Below are 19,075 nucleotides of genomic sequence, written 5' to 3'. Positions count from 1 at the left end.
CGCCATCACCGGATCAGAAGCGCGCGGTCGCCGACAGGTAATAGTTCCGGCCGGTGACGCTGCTCATCTGCCAGCGATCGGTGAAGTCCTTATACGCTTCCTCGCTGGCGTCGTTGAGGTTGATGACCCCCGCCGCGAAGTTCAGATGCTCGTTCACCGCATAGCCAAGCGCCAGATCGACCTGGGTGCGGCCTCGCACGGTATGGCCTTCGCGCGCAAAGAAGCTGTCGGAGAAATCCTGCTCGTACGAGCTGCGGCGATTGACCGATGCCCGGATCGAGAAGGTGTCGTCCTCCCAATAACCAGTGAAGTTCCACGTCTGCCGCGACAGGTTGCGGACGCGGTAGCCCTGACCATTGGCGACCTTCTCCGGGATCACGCGGGTATAGTTGCCGGTAAAGCCGAAGCCGTCGACCGGCAGCAGATTGTCCAGCGACTGGGTCCACGCCGCCTCGAACCCCTTGATCGTCACCGTCGAGCTGTCGTTCAGCGTTTCGGTGATGTCGTAATATTCGCCATTGGCAGCCCGGCATTCGCCGTCGCCGTCGATCGCGAGCGACGCTCCTTCGAAGGTCGAGGGACAGATCAGCCGCGAGAAGGTGCCGTTGCGGATATCTTTCCAGAAACCGTTCAGGCTGAGCGCGTTGCCCTGTCCGTAATAATATTCGACGCCGAGATCATACTGCTTGGCGGTCAGCGGCGACAGGTTCGCCTGACCCAGATCGATATTGTTGAACACCCGGTTCTGGCTGTCGCGCGTGGTCGATCGGACCTGCGCCAGCGAGGTGTTCGAATTGAGCAGCGGGCGCACCAGCACCTTGGCGGCCGCCGCGCGCACCAGCACCCCGTCGGTCACGTCAAGGATCAGCGCCGCGCTCGGCAGGAAATTGCCATAGTCCTTGCGCGTGACATATGTGCCGGCGACCGCGTCGACCTCGGCCCCCGGCACGTCGCGGGTCAGATAACCCGCGATCTTCTGCTTGGTCCGTTCGTAACGGCCGCCGATATTGCCGCGCACTCCCATGCCGAACAGCGTCGTGTCGATGTTGGTCATCGCATAGACCGACGGGATGAAGCGATCGACCTGATAGCTCGATTCCGGCGCGAACAGGTCGGGCACGGTGACGTTCTGGTCCTTCAACGCCTGTTCGTTGGCGGCGAGCGACGGCGCGACCCAGCTGTTCGGGATCGACATCCGCCCATTCAGGAAGTCGGTGACGAGGTAATTGGCACTGGCGATCGTCGGAAAGGCGGTGAACGGTACCGCGCCCGATGCGTCGCGATCGTGGCGCGAGACATGCCGGTCGAAGCTTTCGTGCCGATACTTTGCACCGATCGTCACCGACTTGAGGAAGCCACCGTCGAGATCGCGGGTCAGGTCGAATTGCGTCGCGCGTTCCGCTGCGTCGGCCAGACGGGTGGCACCGTTCGGATAGGTCGCGCGCAACAGGCGATTGGTCGCATATTGGTTCGTATCGGTCAGCGGCGTCGTGACGCTGAACTTCACATCATCTGGGTCCGAATAGTCGAGCGAGAGCCCGTTCATATAGACCGAATAGATCGCCGCATCCTCACGCTGCAGTGAGTCGCCCTTGGTATAGTGACCGACCAGTTGCGCGTGCCAGCCCTCGCTGTTCCACTTGGCGGTCGCAGTATAGGCGGCGCTCGACAGGTTGCGCTTCTCCGCCTGCCGGTTGTTGTCGGTATAGACATTGTCGGCGGTGATCGCCGAATTGGTCAGGCCCTGCGTCTTGGTGATGGTCTGCCGGGTGCGGTCGAACCCGAATACCTGCTGATTGACGTCATAGGTCGTGTGGTCGCGGGCATAGATCGCACTGGCCGCCAGTTCGAGCGTCTCCGTCGGCTGATATTGCAGCCCGGCGTTGAGCAACAGGCGGTTGGTTTCGCGATCGATCCGGCGATAGCGCAGGCGGCGCGGTGTATAGACGGTGCCGGCGCTGGTTGCGGTGGTGAACCAGCGGTCCATCCACAGATAGTCGGCGCGATCCTTCAGCTTCTGGTAGCTGGCGTTCAGAAACACACCGAGCCTGTTGTCGAGATATTTGTTCACATAGGTCGCGCTGACCTTCGGCGTGATGCCGCCATCGGCATTCTCCGCCTTCTGACCCTTCACCGACAGGATGATATGATCGCCGCGATATTCCAGCGGCTTGAGCGTATCGATATTGACCGTGCCCGACAGGCCGCCGGCGTCCATATTGGCGGTCGGCGACTTGATGACCTGAATGCTCGACGCGAGATCGGTCTGCACGACGTCGTAGCGGAAGCCGTCGGTGAAGTCGGCGCTCTGGAACGTCTGCCCGTTGATCGTCGTGTTGGCATATTGCGGGCCAAGGCCGCGGATGCTGATCGTCGCGCCGCGTCCGTTGACGTTCGACATCTGCACGCCCGAGATGCGCTGCACCGCTTCGGTGATGTTTTCCGACGGGAACTTGCCAATATCCTCCGACGAAATGCCGTCGGTCACGCGCACATCGGCGCGCTTCGCCTCCAGCGCGGTCGCGATCGAGCGGCGATATCCGGTGACGGTGATCTCGCCACCGCCCGCATCCTCCTGTCCGGTCACGACTTCCTGCGCGGTCTGTGGCGCGGGCAGGCTCGGCTTGGGCGTCTGCGCCTGCGCCTGCGGGTCGGCGGGCGGTTGTGCGGTTGTGGACTCCTGCGCCAGCGCGGGGCTGGTCAGCAGCGCTGCGCCGCCCGCGATCAGCAAGGCGCGCCATGAGATTCGCGAGGCGGCGGGGGAAAACTGGTGGACGCGCATAATCATCTACCTCGTCAAAGGCATGGAAAGGATCGGCGGATACGCGGGACCGGGCGAAGCCCGTTGACTAGGTTCCGACACGGTATTCCGTATGCGGATGGCGACTTGTCAGATGATTGCGATTGGTCGTCAAGATGGTCTTACCAAAAAAAGTACCAATCTAGACCGGTTTGTCTTGCCGCAACTTCGTAAGTCGCCGAATAAATGGGCAGCCGACTATGGTGTCGGTATCTCACCTTTATGGCCCGCGATGTTTTCGCCTTGAAAACAGCGCACTACCGTCCGACTCCAAACCGGAGGCGTTGCCTGAAAATTGGTCAGCCTGCTCGCATTCGCGTCACGGCCGATTCAAAAAATTTCGGATGGCGGTTTTGAACCGCGCGGCAGGACCGGCGCGGCCGCTGGAAAGGACGCTCGCCTAGAGGTTGCATCGGCAATCTGCGGTTCGTCCCGCATCCGCGCGGATGGCGCAGGCCAGCTTCCGGCCGAGGTCCGCGGTTCCTTTTATTCGGAGTAGGCGATTCGGAAGCCAATGTGCGACGTCGGGAAATCCTGTTCCTGTGCCTGGAACGCCGCAGGGCGGAAATTCGCGCAGTAATTGGTGGCACATAAGAAGCTGCCGCCCTTGACCAGTCCGACCGGACCGTCCCCCGCGACCCATTCCCAGACATTGCCGACCATGTCGTACAGGCCGAAGTCGTTCGCGGGAAAGCGCGCGACGGGGGCGATGCCGGCATAGCCATCGTCGGCGGTATCGCGCATCGGGAAGACGCCTTCCCAGATATTAGCGCGCGGCCTGCCATGGTCGAACGCCCATGCCATCGCATCGCGCGCGGTGGTCTGACCGCCGCGCGCGGCGCGTTCCCATTGCTCGACATCGGGCAGGAAGCCGCCGGCCCATGCGGCATAGGCGGCGGCGTCGGTGCGGTCGACATGCACGACCGGGTCCTGCCAATGGCCGTCGATCGCGCTGCCCGGCCCCTGCGGATGGCGCCAGTCCGCGCCTTTCACGAACCGCCACCAGCGTGCGGCGTTGTCGAGCGGCACCGGTTCGGTAGGTGCTACGAACACGGCCGAGCCACCCTCGCGTTCGGCGCGGGTGCGATGGCCGGTGGCGGCGACGAAGGCGGCGAACTGGCGGTTGGTCACCTCATGCGCGTCGATGCGGAAGGCGGCGACGGGGGTTGCCCGGCCGGGTCGGCCGGCGCCGTCTTCGCCCAGCAGCACGGTGCCGGCTGGGATCGCGACGCAAGGATCGGTCGCATCGCAATGCACGGCGGGGCGGTTCGCGCCGATCGAACCCAGCCCGGCCATCGCCGCGAGCAGCGCCGCCGTCCGCCTCATGGCTTGGCGACGCCGGCCGCCGGGGTTTCGGCGGGGGGCAGCGGCACGACGCCCTTGTCCTTCGCATAGGCGTCATAGGCGGCGACCAGTTCGGCGAGCCGCGCCGGTTCGGCAGCGGCCAGATCGCGGGTCTCGCCCGGATCGCGCGCGACATCGAACAATTGCCACCGCCCGGTGCTGACCCCCTTGCGCGTATAGCGGTTGGTCCCAGCGGGCAGGTACACGACCTTCCAGTCACCCTTGCGCAGCGCACGGCGGTAGAAGAGTTCGTAGCCGACCGCTTCGTCGGCGCTTCGCACCGTCGGGGCGGTCGCCGCGAGCACCGGGCGCAGGCTGTGCCCTTGATGCGGCAGGATCGCGCGGCCGGCAAAGGTTGCGGGCTGGGTCAGCCCGGCATAGTCGAGCAGCGTCGGTGCAATGTCGCGCACGTCGAGATTGGCGGTGGCGATGCGTCCGCCGCCGGTCACGCCCCGGCCCGCGGCGAAGGCGCTGACGCGAATGCCGCCCTCGCTCGGATAGCCCTTCACCAGCCACGACGGCGTCGAATTGGCCTGTGCCCAGCCCGGACCATAGCCGACATAGCTGGTCGCCTTACCGATATTGGCGAGACGGTTATCGATGCGAAGCGACGGATCGGGCAGCGTCGGCGCATCGGGGTCGGCCGGCGGCGCCTTCAGATCGGCGACCTTGAAGCGGGGGGAGGGCTGTTCGATCACATTCCCCTCCGGCCCATTGTCGGCAAGGAACAGGATGACCGTGTCGTCATAGCGGCCCTGCGCCTTCAGCGCCGCGATCACCCGCCCGACATTCTGGTCGAGCCGGTCGACCATCGCCGCATAGACCTCCATCTTGCGGGCCTCGATCGCGCGTTCCTCGGCCGAGAGCGACGCCCAGGGGCGGACCTGTTCGGTGGCATGGGCAACGGCATCGGCGGAGACAAGGCCGAGTTGTTTCTGACGGGCAAGGCGAGCGTCGCGCAGCGCTTCGTAGCCGGCGTCGTAGCGGCCCTTATATTTCGCGATCGTCTCCGCCGGGGCCTGTAGCGGCCAATGCGGCGCGGTGAAGGGGAGATAGGCGAAGAACGGGCGGACGTCACCCGCGCGCTTCGCCTGATCGAGATAGCCGATCAGGCGATCGGCGAAATAATCGGTCGAATAGCGGCCGGCGGGGAGCGCGGCGGGCTTGCCGTCGTCGCGGTAGCTGGGGTTCAGGCCGGCCTTGGTCCACGCCTTGTTCTGGTCTGCGCCGAAATGGTTCGACAGGCCCTGTAGCAGCGCGAAACTATGTTCGAAACCGCGCGCCGCCGGTTCGCGATCGGGGGTGAGGCCGAGATGCCATTTCCCCGACATCAGCGTGGCATAGCCGCCGGCGCGCAACAGTTCGGCGATCGAGGCGACGCGGTCGTTCAGATACCCCTCATAGCCCGGCCGGCCGGTCGTCGCGTCGCTGAGCAGTTCGGCCATGGTGCCGAGGCCGGCCTGATGATTGTCGACGCCGCTCATCAGCATCGAGCGGGTCGGCGAACAGGTGGGCGCGGTGTGGAAGCCGGTGAAGCGCACGCCCGAGAGCGCCAGCGCGTCGAGATTCGGGGTCGCGATCTCGCCGCCGAACGCACCGAGGTCGGACCAGCCGAGGTCGTCGGCGACGATCACGAGGAAATTGGGAGCGTTTTTGGGCGCGACCGCCGGCGCGGGCGGAACCGGCGGGGTGTCGGGGGCGGCGGCGGCGGGGAGCGCGAGCAGCAGCGCGGGGAAAGCGGCGGCGATCAGGGGCTTGGCCGGCATGGGCACTCCAAAGGTGACGAAGGTTACACGCACGGCATAGCCACCCGTTGAGTTCCAACAATAAAGAATATCTATCAATTAAATGGGAATTAGTCTGTTCGTTTCGATGGCGTCCCTATCCTAGCCAGTGGCGGTCCGGCGGGTGCCGCCGCCATTCGTGACCGAAGGACCATCGATGCCGATTTCGCCCGCCCGCGCCTGCCGCCTGTCCCTGTTCGCCGGCGCCGCGCTGTTCGCCATGCCCGCCTTTGCCGCCGATCCGGTGCCGACGACCGCCGAAGTTGACAACGAAGCCCCAAAGGACACCGCGACCGGCGAGGATATCGTGGTCACCGCACGCCGCCGCGCCGAACGCAGCCAGGACGTGCCGATCGCGATCAACGCGTTCGGCGCGGCGCAGATCGAGGCGACGCGGACCTATAATCTGCGCGACCTGCAACAGCTGACCCCCAGCCTGGTCGTCACCAACACCAACCCGCGCAACACCAGCATCAACATCCGCGGCCTCGGCAACAATGTCGCGGTGTATAATGACGGGCTGGAGCCGGCGGTCGGGGTCTATGTCGACGGCGTCTATCTGGCGCGGCCGGGACAGACGGTGTTCGACCTTGCCGATCTGGAGCGGATCGAGGTGCTGCGCGGGCCGCAGGGGACGCTGTTCGGCAAGAATACCTCGGCCGGCGCGGTGGTCGTCACGACCAAGGCCCCGACGTTCGAACCCGAAGCGGGTGGCGACGTGTCGCTCGGCAATGTCGGGTTCCGCCAGCTCCACGCCTATGTCTCGGGTCCGATCACCGACAGCCTCGCCGCGCGGCTGTTCGTGTCGAAGACCGATCGCGACGGCTTTACCCGCAACCGTTTCGACGGGCGGCTGGGGCAGGATTTCCACGACCTGAACCTGCGCGGGCAGTTGCTGTACAAGCCGACCGACACGCTGACGCTGCGGCTGATCGGCGATTGGGGACGGCAGCATTCGTTCACCGCCGGCAGCATCCTGCTGGGTGCGATCCGGAGCTATGACAACGGCACCAACTTCGCGAACAACTATTACGATCGCGCCGCGCGGCTCGGCTATACCCCGGTCCCGGCCGATCCTGCGTTCCGCACAACCGATGTCGATGCCAATCCGCGCTATGCGATGAACCAGCATGGCATCAACCTGACCGCCGATCTCGATCTCGGTGCGGCGACGCTGACGTCGGTCACCGCCTATCGCGCGTGGAACTGGTATCCTCATAATGACGGCGACAGCACCAGCATCGATGCCGGCGCCGATTTCCACCAGAGCAACGAACAGCGGCAGGTCAGCCAGGAACTGCGCATCGCATCGAACGGCGACCGCCCGGTCGATTATGTCGCGGGTCTCTATTATCTCTACCAGTCAATCCGGGCGGAGGCAGTCAATCGCTACGGCACCCGCGCCGCCGACTGGTTCCTGCCACCGACCACCAACGCGGCAGTCGGCGCGGCGGCGCTCAACGATTACAATGTCGTCAGCCAGTCGCGCCCGGTCACCGACAGCTATGCCGCCTTTGCCCAGACGACATGGCATGTCGTCCCCGGCGTCGATCTGACCACGGGGCTGCGCTATACCTATGAAACCAAGACCGGTTATTTCGATCAGGTCGCGACCGGGCGGTCGCTGGCCGGGCTGACCGCGGCGCAGCAGACGGCGGCGCAGACGATCCGCTCGCGCTACGGCATCGCCAATCGCTATGAGGCGGAGACCAAGGCCGGGCGGCTGTCGGGACAGGCGACGCTGTCGTGGAAGGTCGCCGAACCGGTGCTGGGCTATGTCACCTATGCACGCGGCAACAAGTTCGGCGGGCTGAACCTAGCCAACATCACCACCACCGGACAGTTCGCCGCCAACCCGGTGATCGCGCCCGAGACGATCGACAGCTATGAGGCGGGCGTCAAGACGACGTGGTTCGGCGGGCGGCTGACCGCCAATGCCGCCGCCTTCTGGACCGATGTGAAGGACTATCAGACGACGATCATCGATATCGAACGCAACGGCGTCAGCTTCTTCACCAATGCCGCCAAGGTCCGCACGCGCGGGTTCGAAGGCGATGTGCGCGCGACGCCGACGCGGTGGCTGACGCTCTATGCCTCGGGCACCTATGACGATGCGCGTTACATCTCCTATGCCAATGCGCCCTGCCCGATCGAAATTACGGGCCGCACGCTGTGCGATCTGTCGGGGCAGCGATTGCCAGGCGTGTCGGAATGGGCGGCATCGGCGGGCGGCGAGGTCCGCGCGCCAATCGCGAACATCGCCGGCCGGTCGGGCGAGGTCTATTTTGGCAGCGATTACAGCTATCGCTCAAGCACCAACACCACCGCCAGCCTCAGCCGCTATTCGGTGATCCCGGCTTATGATCTGGTCAATCTGCGATTCGGATTCCGCACCGACGACGGGCTGTTCGATATCCAGTTGTGGGGCCGCAACGTGACCGACGAAACCTATTTCCTGTCGCGCGCCGCCGCCAATACCGGCGCGATCACGGGCACGCTGGGCGATCCCCGAACCTATGGTATCACGCTGCGCACGCGGCTGTAACCGAAGCTGTGCCGGACGAATGCGCGGTATCGGGGAGCTGGATGTTTGATCCAGCCAATCGCAAGCGGCGCCCCGGCGCAGCCTGCTGGCGCTGACGGGTGTCGACGGACCGGGCGTGGTGTCATCGTCGGCGCAGGAATGGATCGGCCGCTGCCGATTACCCCCTTTAGGGATCGAGCCCCAGCGCCGCACGATCCGCCGTCGCGGCGGCGAGTTCGGCGCGGGCGGCGGCGATGCGCGCCTGCGCGTCGATCAGGCGGACGCGGGCGTCGTTTGCCGTTTCCTCGCGCTGGTTGACGAGGAAGAAGTCGCTCGACCCGAGTTCGAACCGGCGCCGCTCGGCCGCCGCCAGCCGTTCGGCCAGTTGCCGTTCCTGGTCGGCGATCGCCGCCAGTTGCTCGGCCGCGCCGACGCCGATCGCGATCCCCTCCACCTCGACGGCGATCTGGTCGCGCAGGAAACGGCTGCGCGCCGACAGCGCGTCCAGTTCGGCCTGCGCCTCAACCACGCGTCCCTTGGCGGCGCGGTTCTGCAGCGGCAACGAGAAGCGGAAGCCGACCGCCGCCTCCAGCGGGGTGCGCGACGGCCCACCCAGCCCGACCGGGCCGACATCCTTGCCGACCTCACCGCGCAGGTCGAGCCGCGGGCGCAGATCGTTTTCCGCCAGCGCCAGCCGCGCCGTCCCCTGGTCGATCCGCGTCAACAACATCTGCAGGTCGGGGCGGCGCTGCACGAAATCGTCGCGGGCGACGGCGGCGACCCCGGCCAGTGCGCCGATATCGCTCGGCCGCCGTTCCGGTCCGACCAGCAGCGGTTCGCCCGCGCCATCGCGATAGTAGAGCGACAGCGCATTGGCGGCGGCGGCGAAATCCCCCTCGGCCCGCACCACCAGCGCGCGGCGGCGGACGAGATTCTGGTCGTTCTCGGCCAGCAATATCTCGGGCCGCGCGCCGAGCTGGACCTGCCGCGCCAGCCCGCCGCGCCGGCTTTCGGACAAGGCGAGCAGGTCGCGATAGGCGCGCAGCCGCAACCCGGCGGCGACCCAGTTCTGATAGGCGTCGATCGCGCGGCGCTGCACGCCGATCGCCACCGCGCCGCGTTCGAACCGGGCAATGTCGATATCGCCCGCCGCCAGTGTCCGCTTCGTCCGCCGCTCGTCGATCAGCCGGTCGCGCAACAGCGCATAAAGCGCGCCGACCTTCGCCTCGCCCAGCCGGTTGGTATATTGCTCGTCCTCATAGACCGGGAAATCGCCGCGGCTGACGCGGTAATTGCCATAGACATAGCCGCCATTGCCGGTCAGCGGCCGCGTCGCGCGCCCGGCGACATAGGTGCCGTCATAATAGCCGAGCGCGCGCGAGCGCCCTTCGGCATCGAACACCGTGTCGAACGCGCCGTCGGCGGTGATGGCACGGCCTTCGGCGGAGCGGACCTTGGCCAGCGCCTCGACGATCTGCGGCGCGGCCCGGGCGGACGCACGCAGCACCTCGTCGAGCGTCAGCGGCGCGGTGGCGGGCGCCGGGGTCGCGGGCGGAGTCTGCCCGCGCGCCACGGGGGCGAGCGGAAGCTGCGCGGCGAGCAACACGGACAGGAAGCGGATCATTTCGGCTTGCCCGCCTTCGTCGCAATCTTCTTGTCCTCTTCCTTGTCGCCGGCCTGCCCCGTCTTATCGGTCGCGGCCTGTCCGAATTCGAGCGGGAAGTCGTTCAGCTGCCGCCACAGTTCATAGCCGACGGTGACCGTCTCCCCCTGCACCCAGCCATAGACCTTGCCCCCCAGCCGGACGAAGCGCCGCTCGGGCCAGGCGGGCTTGCCCGGCGCCGGTTCGACGAGGATGCGGAACAGCCCCTGCGCATTGGCATTGGGATCGATCGTACGGACGCGCCCGTCGAAAAAGCCATAGGCGACCGACGGCCAGCCGCTGAACTGGATCGCCGGCCACCCTTCGAACTCCAACCGCACCGGCCGTCCGGGCCGCAGCAGCGGGACGTCGCGACCGTCGATCAGCAATTCGACCGCGCGCTCGACCCGCTCGGGCGCGACCACCGCCAGCACCGTGCCCGCCGACACCAGCGCGCCGCCGGTCGCGGCGCTCAGATTCTGGATGCGGCCGTCGCGCGGCGCACGGACCAGCTGCGCCGACTGGCGGTTGAGCTGCACGTCGATGCGGTTCAGCTTGGCGCGCGATTCGGCGAGCTTCGCCCCCGATTCGGCAACCTTGATCTGGGCCTGTTCATAGTCGCGACGCGATGCCAGGCCTTCGGAAAAAAGTTGCCGCATCCGGCCGACATCGATCTGTGCCACCGCCTGCGACTGCTGCACGCTGGCGATCTCCGCCTGCACCTGCGCGCGTTCGGCGGCCAGCCGCGACAACAGATTGGGATCGAGGTCGACGATCCGCGCGATCGGATCGCCGCGCGCGACATGCTGGCCGTCATGGACATACCAGCGCTCGACCCGCCCGGGGACCAGCGCGGTCACCTCCTGCGCGCGGTCCTCGGGATCGAGCGAGACGACCTGCCCGCGCCCCTGCGCGGTCTGCAGCCAGGGTACGAAGAACAGGACGAACACCGCCGCCACGACCCCGATCACCAGCAGCCACGCGACGGCAACGGCGACGCGCGGCGGGCGCAACGTGGCAAGCGTGCGGAAATGCGCCATGGTTTCAGGCGGATGCGGCATCTTCGCCCTCCTGGTTGGCGGCGGCCTGCAGATCGGCGAGCCGTTCGAACCGGCGTTGCCGGGCCAGGCCGAGATGGAGATAGCCGTCGAGCGTCAGATCCTCGGGTCGGCCGGTACATAGCAGCACGGTTGTGCCATGCGCCTTGAGCAACCGCAGCGCCGCGACCAGCCGTTCGGGCGGCAACAGGTCGAAGAGCTGGCCGAGCAGCAGCAACCTGGGCCGGACCAGCAGGGCATTGGCGAGTTTGAGCGCCATGGTCTCGCCGACGCTCAGGGGATAGCCGGTCGATCCCAGTTGCGTGTCGAGCCCCTTGGGCAGGCTGGCGATGCGGCGTTCCAGCCCGACCGTCGCCAGCGCCTCCATCGCCGCCGTATCGAGTTGCTCGGAGGCGAGCCGCAGATATTCGCGGATCGTCGCCTCGACGATGGTCGATCGGTCGAGCACCGTGACGTCCGAACGCAGCCGGTACATGTCGAACGAGCCGAGATCGGCCCCGCCGATGCGGACCAGACCGCGTTCGGGCACCGCATGCCGCTTGAGCAGCATCGACAGTCGCCGCTCGGCCCCCGGTTCGGCGACCGTGACCAGCTGTTCGCCCGCCGCCAGCGTCAGGTCGTAGCGGGCATCGTCGAACACCACGTCGGTCAGCTTGACCGAACCGTCGCGCGGACCATTCTCCCCGCGCACGGTGGTTTCCTGCGGGATGGCGAACAGCAGCGACAATTCCTCGGAACTGGCGACGAGGTCGTAGAAGGTGTCGAGATACCAGCCGAATTGCGAGATGCCGTAAAAGACCCCCGACAGGATCAGTTCGGCCGCGACCAGCTGTCCCAGCGACAATTGCCCGCGCAGGATCAGCATCCCGCCGAGCAGCAGCAGCCCGGCGCTCGCCAGCGCATAGGTCAGCAGGAACGCGACCGTCTGAGCAAAGTGATAGCGGAAATAGCGCCGGTGACTGGAGACATAGGCGGCGGTCACCGCCTCCGACCGCTGCATCGCGAAATCGAGGTGACGGGACGATTTGTAGAAACCGTTCGATCCGCCGACGCTTTCGAGCCAGCGCGCGGCATTGTGCTTGGCATGGCTCACGCCCACCGCGCTGGTGATCGCGCCACGCCGCCACAACATCCACACCAGCAGCAGTGCCGCCACCAGCACGGCGTTGAAGGCGAGGAAGACCGGGTGGTAGAAGCTGGTGATGGTCAGGCCGATCACCGCCTGCAGCATGATGGTGAAGGCACCGATCACCAGGCTGGGGACCGCTTTCTGCACGACGACCAGATCGAAGAAACGGTTGAACAGGTCGCCGCGATTGCCATCGGCGAAGAACGGGTCCTGCGCATGGACCGCGCGCAGCGTGACCTCCGCGACGACGCGCGCGAACAGCCGGCGTTCGAACGCCGCCATGATCCACACGCGCAGCGCACTCAGCACCGCGACCATCAGCAGCAGCAGCAGCAGGATGCCCGACAATGCCCAGAGCGGGGCGGGCATCGCCGTATTGGCCACGCTGTTGATGAGCAGCTGAACCGAAATCGGCGTGGCCAGCGCGAGCAGGCTGATCGCGATGGTATAGACGATGCCGAGCCGCACATAGGCCGAATCAGGTCCGATGATCTGCGACAGCCAGCCGATCGCATCCCGGAAACCCAGTCGTTGCGTCGCCAAAACACACCCCTTTTCCTGCGCCCCGGCCCATTGACATGGCCGTACGACGCGATGTTCGCTCCCCTCCCCGGTGATGGACCACCCCTGATCCATGCCGCTACAGCGTAACGACATATCATCAAGCCCGGCAATCCGATTTATGGTGGATCGCCGCTTTCAACGGGCTATGGCGCGGTGGGCGGCTACGTTCCGAACGGGTCAGCTGTTCGCGGTCGATGCCGGCGTATCGCGGGCGGGTGCCTCGAACGTCGCCCAGTCGCCCTCCTCGCCCGGCCGGGGCGGCGGTCCGGCGATCCCGGCGGACTCGTTCGTCGCGCCGCTGCGCAGCCGGTGGAGATGGACCTTCGCGATCATGTTCGCCGAAATCGGCGCGGTCAGGAACAGGAACAGCGAAATCAGCAATTCGTGCGCGGTCCACACCCCTAGCTGCGTCCGGAAATAGACGACCGAAGCGAGGAGCAGCGCGCCGAGGCCGAGCGTCGTTGCCTTGGTCGGCCCGTGCAGCCGCTCCATCGTCGCGGGCAGCCGCACCAGCCCCCAGCTGCCGATCAGCGCAAAGCCCGCCCCCAGCAGCAGCAACGCGACGACGACGATCTCGGCCAGCGTCCTCATTCGACGATGTCCCCGCGCAACACGAACTTGCAATAGGCGATGGTGCTGACGAACCCGACCATCGCCAGCAGCAGCGCGGCTTCGAAATAGGTGGCGTTGCCGCCGATCATGCCGATCAGCACGATCAGCGCGATGGCGTTGATGACCATCGTGTCGAGCGCGACGATCCGGTCGCCCAGCCCCGGCCCGCGCAGCAGCCGCCAGCCATTGAGGATCAGCGCAAGCGCGATGCAGCCAGCGGCGATGGGGAGCGCGATGTCGATCATGCGAAAATCCGTTGCAGTCGTGCTTCGTAGCGCGCCTTGATCCGCGCGACCTCTGCCGCCGGGTCGGCGGCGTCGAGGGCATGGACCAGCAGGAACCGGCCATCGGCCGAAACGTCGGCCGTGACCGTGCCCGGCGTCAGGCTGATCGTGCCGGCCAGCATCGTGATCGCCTCCGGACTGGTCAGCTCGATCGGCACGACCAGCCAGCATGTGCGCAGATCGGCGTTGCGGCGGAACAGGATCAGCGCCGCCACCTGAAAATTGGCGACGACGATGTCGAACAGCACGATCGCCAGATAGCCGGCGAACGCGCGGCCGAAGCGCATGCGCGGCCGGGCTGGCCAGAAGGGCTCGGTGAATTTTGGCAGGATCAGCGCGAGGCATCCGCCCAGCACGATGCCGCCGACGGTGACGCTGTTGGCCATTAGCAGCCAGACGATCAGCAGCATCGCCGACAGCGCCGGATGGGGCAGTAGCCGCCTCATCGTGCCGCTCCCAGGATCGCGGAGGCATAGCGTTCGGGAGCCATGACCTGCCGGGCGGCGGCATCCGCCTGTGCCGTCGCCCACCCGGCGGCGACGGTCAGCGCCGCCGACAGTGTCAGCAGCACCAGCGGCGCGATGAACTCGGCGGCGGATCGCGCCGGCCCGGCGACCGGGTCGGCATCGGGCGGGGCAACCTTCCAGAACAGGGTCGATCCCGTGCGCGAAAAACCGATTACGCCGATCAGCGTAGTGCCAAGGATTGTCGCCCAGATCGCCTGCCATCCCGGCACGGCGAAACTGGCATTCAGGATCAGCAGCTTGCCGACGAAGCCGGCGAGCGGCGGCAGCCCGACCGCCGCGATCGCCGCGACCATATAGAGCAGCCCCGCCGCATCGCGTCCGGCAAAGTGCGGCGCGGGTACGATCGCATCGGCATATTGCCCGCGCCGCCGCAGCGTCACGTCAGCGACGAGGAACAGCGCCGCCCCAGCCAGCGTCGCCTGCACCAGATAGTAAATCGCTGCGGCGAGCGTCGCCTCGCGCCACGGCGCCACCGCCAGCAGCAGCGTGCCCGTCGAGGCAAGCACCCCGAACGCCGCCTGCTCGCGCAATCCCCGTGCCGCCAGCACGCCGATGAATCCGAGGATCGCACCGGCCATCGCCGCGGGCAGCAGCCACGGCGCCGGCACCCATGCCGCGGCCCCGGCACCGTCCCCGAACAGCAGCGGCACCGTCCGGATCATCGCATAGACGCCGACCTTGGTCATGATCGCGAACAGTGCGGCGACCACCGGCATCGTCGCCGCATAGGTGCGCGGCAGCCACAGATGGATCGGCACTACCGCCGCCTTCAGCGCGAATACCGTCATCAGCAGCAGCGCGGCGATGCGCAGCAATCCCTGATCGTCGCTGCCCAGCGTCGCGATCCGCCGCGACAGATCGGCCATGTTGAGCGTCGCGGTCAGGCCGTAGAACAGCCCCAGCGCGATCAGGAACAGCGCCGATCCGACGATGTTGACGACGACATAGGCGATCCCCGCCTTCAGCCGCAGCGCACCCTGCCCGTGCAGCATCAGTCCATAGGAGGCGATCAGCAACACTTCGAAGAAGACGAACAGGTTGAACAGATCGCCGGTCAGGAACGCGCCGTTCAGCCCCATCAACTGGAAATGGAACAGCGGATGGAAATGCCAGCCGCGCCGGTCGGCGGCGGTGACGATCGCATGGCCGAGCACAACCAGCCCTAGTACGGCGGAGAGCAGCAGCATCGTCGCCGACAACCGGTCGAGCACCAGCACGATGCCGAATGGTGCGCCCCAGTCTCCCAGCGCATAGCTGCGGAACGCATCGTCCTGCGCCATGACGAACAGCGCGATCGCCGCCGCCAGCATCGCGACGCACCCGCCGATCGACAGGATCAGGCTGAACACGCGCCGGCGCCGCATCATCAGCATGGTGATCGGCGCGACGACCGCCGGCACGAGGATGGGCGCGATCAGCAGATGGTCGGGCGCGGTCATGCACCGTCCTCCGCGTCGCGGTCGGCACGGCCGTCGACCTGATCCGATCCGGTTTCGAGGAAGCTGCGCAGGCTCAGGATCACGGTCAGCGCGGTCATGCCGAAGGTGATGACGATCGCGGTCAGCACGAGGGCCTGCGGCAGCGGATCGGCATGCTCGACCACCCCCTTCGCCCAGAGCGGCGGGCGGTCGACGACCAGCCGCCCGACCGCGAACAGGAACAGATTGACCGCATAGGAGAGCAGCGTCAGCCCCAGCACCACCTGAAACGTACGGCCCCTGAGCGCCAGATAGATGCCGCCCGCGACCAGCACCGCAATGGCGGAGGCGACGAGGAATTCGAGGCTCATGCCGCGCCCTCCCCGTCGTGCCGCGCGGCACGCTGCGCGACATGGGCGAGTTGCGCCAGCGCCATCAACACCGCCCCGACCACGACGCAGGCGACGCCCAGATCGAACAGCATCGCCGTCGCCAGCTCGACCTCGCCGATCAGCGGCACATGGAAATAGCCGAAGCTGCTGGTCAGGAACGGCGCCCCGAACAGCAGCGACCCCGCGCCGGTCGCCGCCGCGATCAACACGCCGGTGCCGATCAGCGCATGTTCGCCGAACCGGCGCCGCTCGTCGGTCCAGTCGAAGCCCGAAGCGAGATATTGCAACAGGATCGCGATCGAGAAGACCAGCGCGGCAATGAACCCGCCGCCCGGCTGATTATGCCCGCGCAGGAAGATATAGCTGCCGACCAGCAGCGCCAGCGGCAACAGCAGCCGCGTCGCCATCACGAACATCATCGGATGCCGCTCGGGCGAATGCGGATCGCTCGACCGCCATGTCCGCAGCCGCCGACCCGCCACTCCGCGCGCCGCCGGTTCGAGCAGCGCGTAGATGGCGAGCCCGGCAATCCCCAGCACGATGATCTCGCCCAGCGTATCGAAGCCGCGGAAGTCGACCAGGATGACGTTCACGACATTGGTCCCGCCCCCGCCCGCATAGCTGTTGTCCCAATGGAAGCGGGCGATGCCGTCGCGCGCCGGGCGGGTCAGCACCGCCCATGCCAGCCACCCCGCCCCCAGCCCGCCGGCACCGGCGATGATCCCGTCGCGCATCCGACGCGACACGCTCGACAGGCGCGGCGGACCGCCTGGCAACAGATGCAGCGCCAGCAGCATCAGCAGGATCGTCACCACCTCCACCGCGATCTGGGTCAGCGCGAGGTCGGGCGCGGACAGATGCACGAACGCCAGCGCGATGACGAGGCCGATGACGCTGATGAACAACAGCGCCAGATAGCGTCGCCGGTCGACCGCGACCACCGCGACGGTCGCCGCGACCAGCGCCCCCCATGCGACGATCGCGACCGGCGAGGCCGGGGTCGTCACGCCCTCCCCCGCCGGCACCGCGTACGACCACCCCGCCGCGACGCCCAGCGCAATGGCGACGACGAACAGCACCGACAGATACCGTTGCAGCGACGCGGCATGGATCGATCCCGACCCCCGCCGCAGTCCGGCGACGGTCGCCGTCATCATCGCATCGAACATCCGCTTGGCATCGGGCGCGGGGATGCGTGCCACGCCCGTAGCGATCGACCGATAGCGCCACAGCAGCACGATCGCGCCCAGCACCGCGCCGACGCTCATCCACAGCGCCGGATTGATGCCATGCCACAGCGACAGATGCAGCACCGGCGATGCGCCGCCGCTCACCGCCGCGCTCACCGCCGCCACCAGCGGCCCCGCCAGCGTCATCGGCGCCAGCCCCAGCGCCAGCGCGGCGAGAGCGAGGATCGCCGGCGGCACCAGCAGCATCGCCCCCGGGTCATGCGGTGCCGCGACCTCGCCCGTCCGCCGCGCCCCAAAATGCAGCGCCACCGCATAACGCAGCGCATAGGCCGCCGACAGCAGCGCGGCGATCGTCGCCAGCACCGGCACCAGCAGCGCCTGTCCGGCGAACACCGCGTGCGCGCTTTCCTCCAGCATCATCTCCTTCGACACGAACCCACCCATCGGTGGCAGTCCGGCCATCGCCGCGGCGGCGAGTACGCCCAGCGTCGCGGTCAGCGGCATGATCGCCGCCAGCCCGCCCAGCCGGCGGATGTCGCGCGTCCCGGTCTCATGGTCGACGATGCCGGCATGCAGGAACAACGCCGCCTTGAACGCGGCATGGTTCAGCAGGTGGAAGATCGCCGCGCTCACCGCCGCGCCGGTGCCAAACCCCAGCAGCATGACCATCAGCCCGAGCTGGCTGATCGTCGAATAGGCAAGGATCGCCTTCAGATCGTGGCGGAACAGCGCGACCGCCGCGCCGAACACCATCGTCGCCAGCCCGACCGATACGACGATGCCGAACCACCATTCGGTGCCCGCCAGCACCGGCCACAGCCGCGCGAGCAGGAACACCCCCGCCTTCACCATCGTCGCCGAATGGAGATAGGCGCTGACCGGCGTCGGCGCGGCCATGGCGTGCGGCAGCCAGAACTGGAACGGAAACTGCGCCGATTTGGTGAAGGCCCCGATCAGGATCAGGACCAGCATCGCCGGATATAGCGGCGACGCCTGCACCGCGTCGGCGCGCGTCAGGATGGTGGCGAGGTCATAGCTGCCCGCCGCCTTGCCCAGCAGTACCATCCCGGCGATCAGCGCCAGCCCGCCACCACCGGTGAGGGCCAGCGCCATCCGCGCGCCCTGCCGCGCCGCCGCCTGCTCGCGCCAAAAACCGATCAGCAAGAACGAGGCAAGGCTGGTCAATTCCCAGAACACCAGCATCAACAGGATGTTGCGCGACAATGCGATGCCGATCATCGCCCCCTGGAACAGCATCAGGAACGACAGGAACCGTGCCATCGGCTCGGTCTTCAACAGATAGCCCTGCGCATAGACCACGACCAGCAGCCCGATGCCGAGGATCAGCCCGGCGAACAGCAGCGCCAGCGGATCGAGCCACAGCGCGAGGTCGAGCCTCAGCGCCGGCACCCAGGCGATGGTCAGTCGCGGCACCAGCCCGGATAGCGCCGCCCCCGCCTGCGACAGCAGCACCGCCAACCCTGCGCCGCTCGCCGCCGCCGCGATGCCGACCTGCACGCCCCGCCCCGCCCGCCGGCTCGCCAGCAGAACCAGCACCGCCACGAACGGCAGCGACAACAGGATCAGCAACGCCATATGCTGCCTCCCGTGCGGTAGCGGCTTCTGCGGTAGCTACTCTCTTCCCTCGACGCAGACCCCTGCGAGACGCTCTTCTTGCACTCCGGCGAAGGCCGGGGCCCAGTTGGGGGACGTCGGTAAGGTACGGACAAGCCTTCCCGACTGGACCCCGGCCTTCGCCGGGGTACGGGGTTTTCCAGGTGATCGGGCGACTTTCGCGGCGGTCTCC

Annotated in this window: 13 protein-coding genes; 1 reads left to right on the top strand and 12 read right to left on the bottom strand. The window is 67.1% G+C overall.

Annotated features, from left to right (window positions below):
• Nucleotides 1–13 precede the first annotated feature (13 nt).
• From AAIO73_RS13695 to AAIO73_RS13685, 3 genes are all read right to left on the bottom strand, one after another.
• Nucleotides 14–2,788: a TonB-dependent receptor gene (locus AAIO73_RS13695; protein WP_345878759.1), complete on the bottom strand. Its 2,775-nt coding sequence runs from the start codon at nt 2,786–2,788 to the stop codon at nt 14–16.
• Between the two features lie 498 nt (nt 2,789–3,286).
• Nucleotides 3,287–4,126 carry an SUMF1/EgtB/PvdO family nonheme iron enzyme gene (locus AAIO73_RS13690; RefSeq protein WP_345878758.1) on the bottom strand — a complete coding sequence of 280 codons (840 nt, stop codon included), beginning with the start codon at nt 4,124–4,126 and terminating at the stop codon, nt 3,287–3,289.
• Nucleotides 4,123–5,910, bottom strand: a complete 1,788-nt coding sequence (locus tag AAIO73_RS13685; protein WP_345878757.1) for an arylsulfatase — start codon at nt 5,908–5,910, stop codon at nt 4,123–4,125. The genes AAIO73_RS13690 and AAIO73_RS13685 overlap by 4 nt, the downstream gene beginning before the upstream one ends.
• Nucleotides 5,911–6,085: 175 nt before the next feature.
• Between AAIO73_RS13685 and AAIO73_RS13680 the strand changes: the two genes are divergently transcribed.
• Entirely contained in the window at nt 6,086–8,473 is a 2,388-nt protein-coding gene (locus AAIO73_RS13680; protein WP_345878756.1) for a TonB-dependent receptor, read from the top strand.
• A gap of 166 nt (nt 8,474–8,639) precedes the next feature.
• Here the strand turns inward: AAIO73_RS13680 and AAIO73_RS13675 are convergent, their stop codons facing one another.
• From AAIO73_RS13675 to AAIO73_RS13635, 9 genes are all read right to left on the bottom strand, one after another.
• Nucleotides 8,640–10,076 carry a TolC family protein gene (locus AAIO73_RS13675; RefSeq protein WP_345878755.1) on the bottom strand — a complete coding sequence of 479 codons (1,437 nt, stop codon included), beginning with the start codon at nt 10,074–10,076 and terminating at the stop codon, nt 8,640–8,642.
• Nucleotides 10,073–11,155 (bottom strand): efflux RND transporter periplasmic adaptor subunit, encoded by a 1,083-nt coding sequence (locus AAIO73_RS13670; RefSeq protein WP_345878754.1) that lies wholly within the window; start codon nt 11,153–11,155, stop codon nt 10,073–10,075. Before AAIO73_RS13670 ends, AAIO73_RS13675 begins: the two co-directional genes overlap by 4 nt.
• Nucleotides 11,139–12,824, bottom strand: coding sequence for an ABC transporter transmembrane domain-containing protein (locus tag AAIO73_RS13665; protein WP_345878753.1), 1,686 nt, complete (start codon nt 12,822–12,824; stop codon nt 11,139–11,141). The genes AAIO73_RS13670 and AAIO73_RS13665 overlap by 17 nt, the downstream gene beginning before the upstream one ends.
• A 198-nt stretch (nt 12,825–13,022) precedes the next feature.
• Complete coding sequence (locus tag AAIO73_RS13660; protein ID WP_345878752.1) at nt 13,023–13,436, bottom strand: Na+/H+ antiporter subunit G; 414 nt, start codon at nt 13,434–13,436, stop codon at nt 13,023–13,025.
• On the bottom strand, nt 13,433–13,702 hold the full coding sequence (locus AAIO73_RS13655) for a K+/H+ antiporter subunit F (protein WP_242118594.1): 270 nt from the start codon (nt 13,700–13,702) through the stop codon (nt 13,433–13,435). The genes AAIO73_RS13660 and AAIO73_RS13655 overlap by 4 nt, the downstream gene beginning before the upstream one ends.
• Nucleotides 13,699–14,187, bottom strand: coding sequence for a Na+/H+ antiporter subunit E (locus tag AAIO73_RS13650; RefSeq protein WP_345878751.1), 489 nt, complete (start codon nt 14,185–14,187; stop codon nt 13,699–13,701). Before AAIO73_RS13650 ends, AAIO73_RS13655 begins: the two co-directional genes overlap by 4 nt.
• Complete coding sequence (locus AAIO73_RS13645; RefSeq protein WP_345878750.1) at nt 14,184–15,707, bottom strand: monovalent cation/H+ antiporter subunit D; 1,524 nt, start codon at nt 15,705–15,707, stop codon at nt 14,184–14,186. The genes AAIO73_RS13650 and AAIO73_RS13645 overlap by 4 nt, the downstream gene beginning before the upstream one ends.
• Nucleotides 15,704–16,057, bottom strand: coding sequence for a Na+/H+ antiporter subunit C (locus tag AAIO73_RS13640; RefSeq protein ID WP_345878749.1), 354 nt, complete (start codon nt 16,055–16,057; stop codon nt 15,704–15,706). Before AAIO73_RS13640 ends, AAIO73_RS13645 begins: the two co-directional genes overlap by 4 nt.
• A complete protein-coding gene (locus AAIO73_RS13635) occupies nt 16,054–18,864 on the bottom strand; it encodes a monovalent cation/H+ antiporter subunit A (protein WP_345878748.1) in 2,811 nt (936 codons plus the stop codon). The genes AAIO73_RS13640 and AAIO73_RS13635 overlap by 4 nt, the downstream gene beginning before the upstream one ends.
• Nucleotides 18,865–19,075: the final 211 nt, after the last annotated feature.

This window comes from Sphingomonas epibiotica (assembly GCF_039615155.1).
GTDB lineage: Bacteria > Pseudomonadota > Alphaproteobacteria > Sphingomonadales > Sphingomonadaceae > Sphingomonas.
This window is presented reverse-complemented; position numbering and strand designations above follow the sequence as displayed.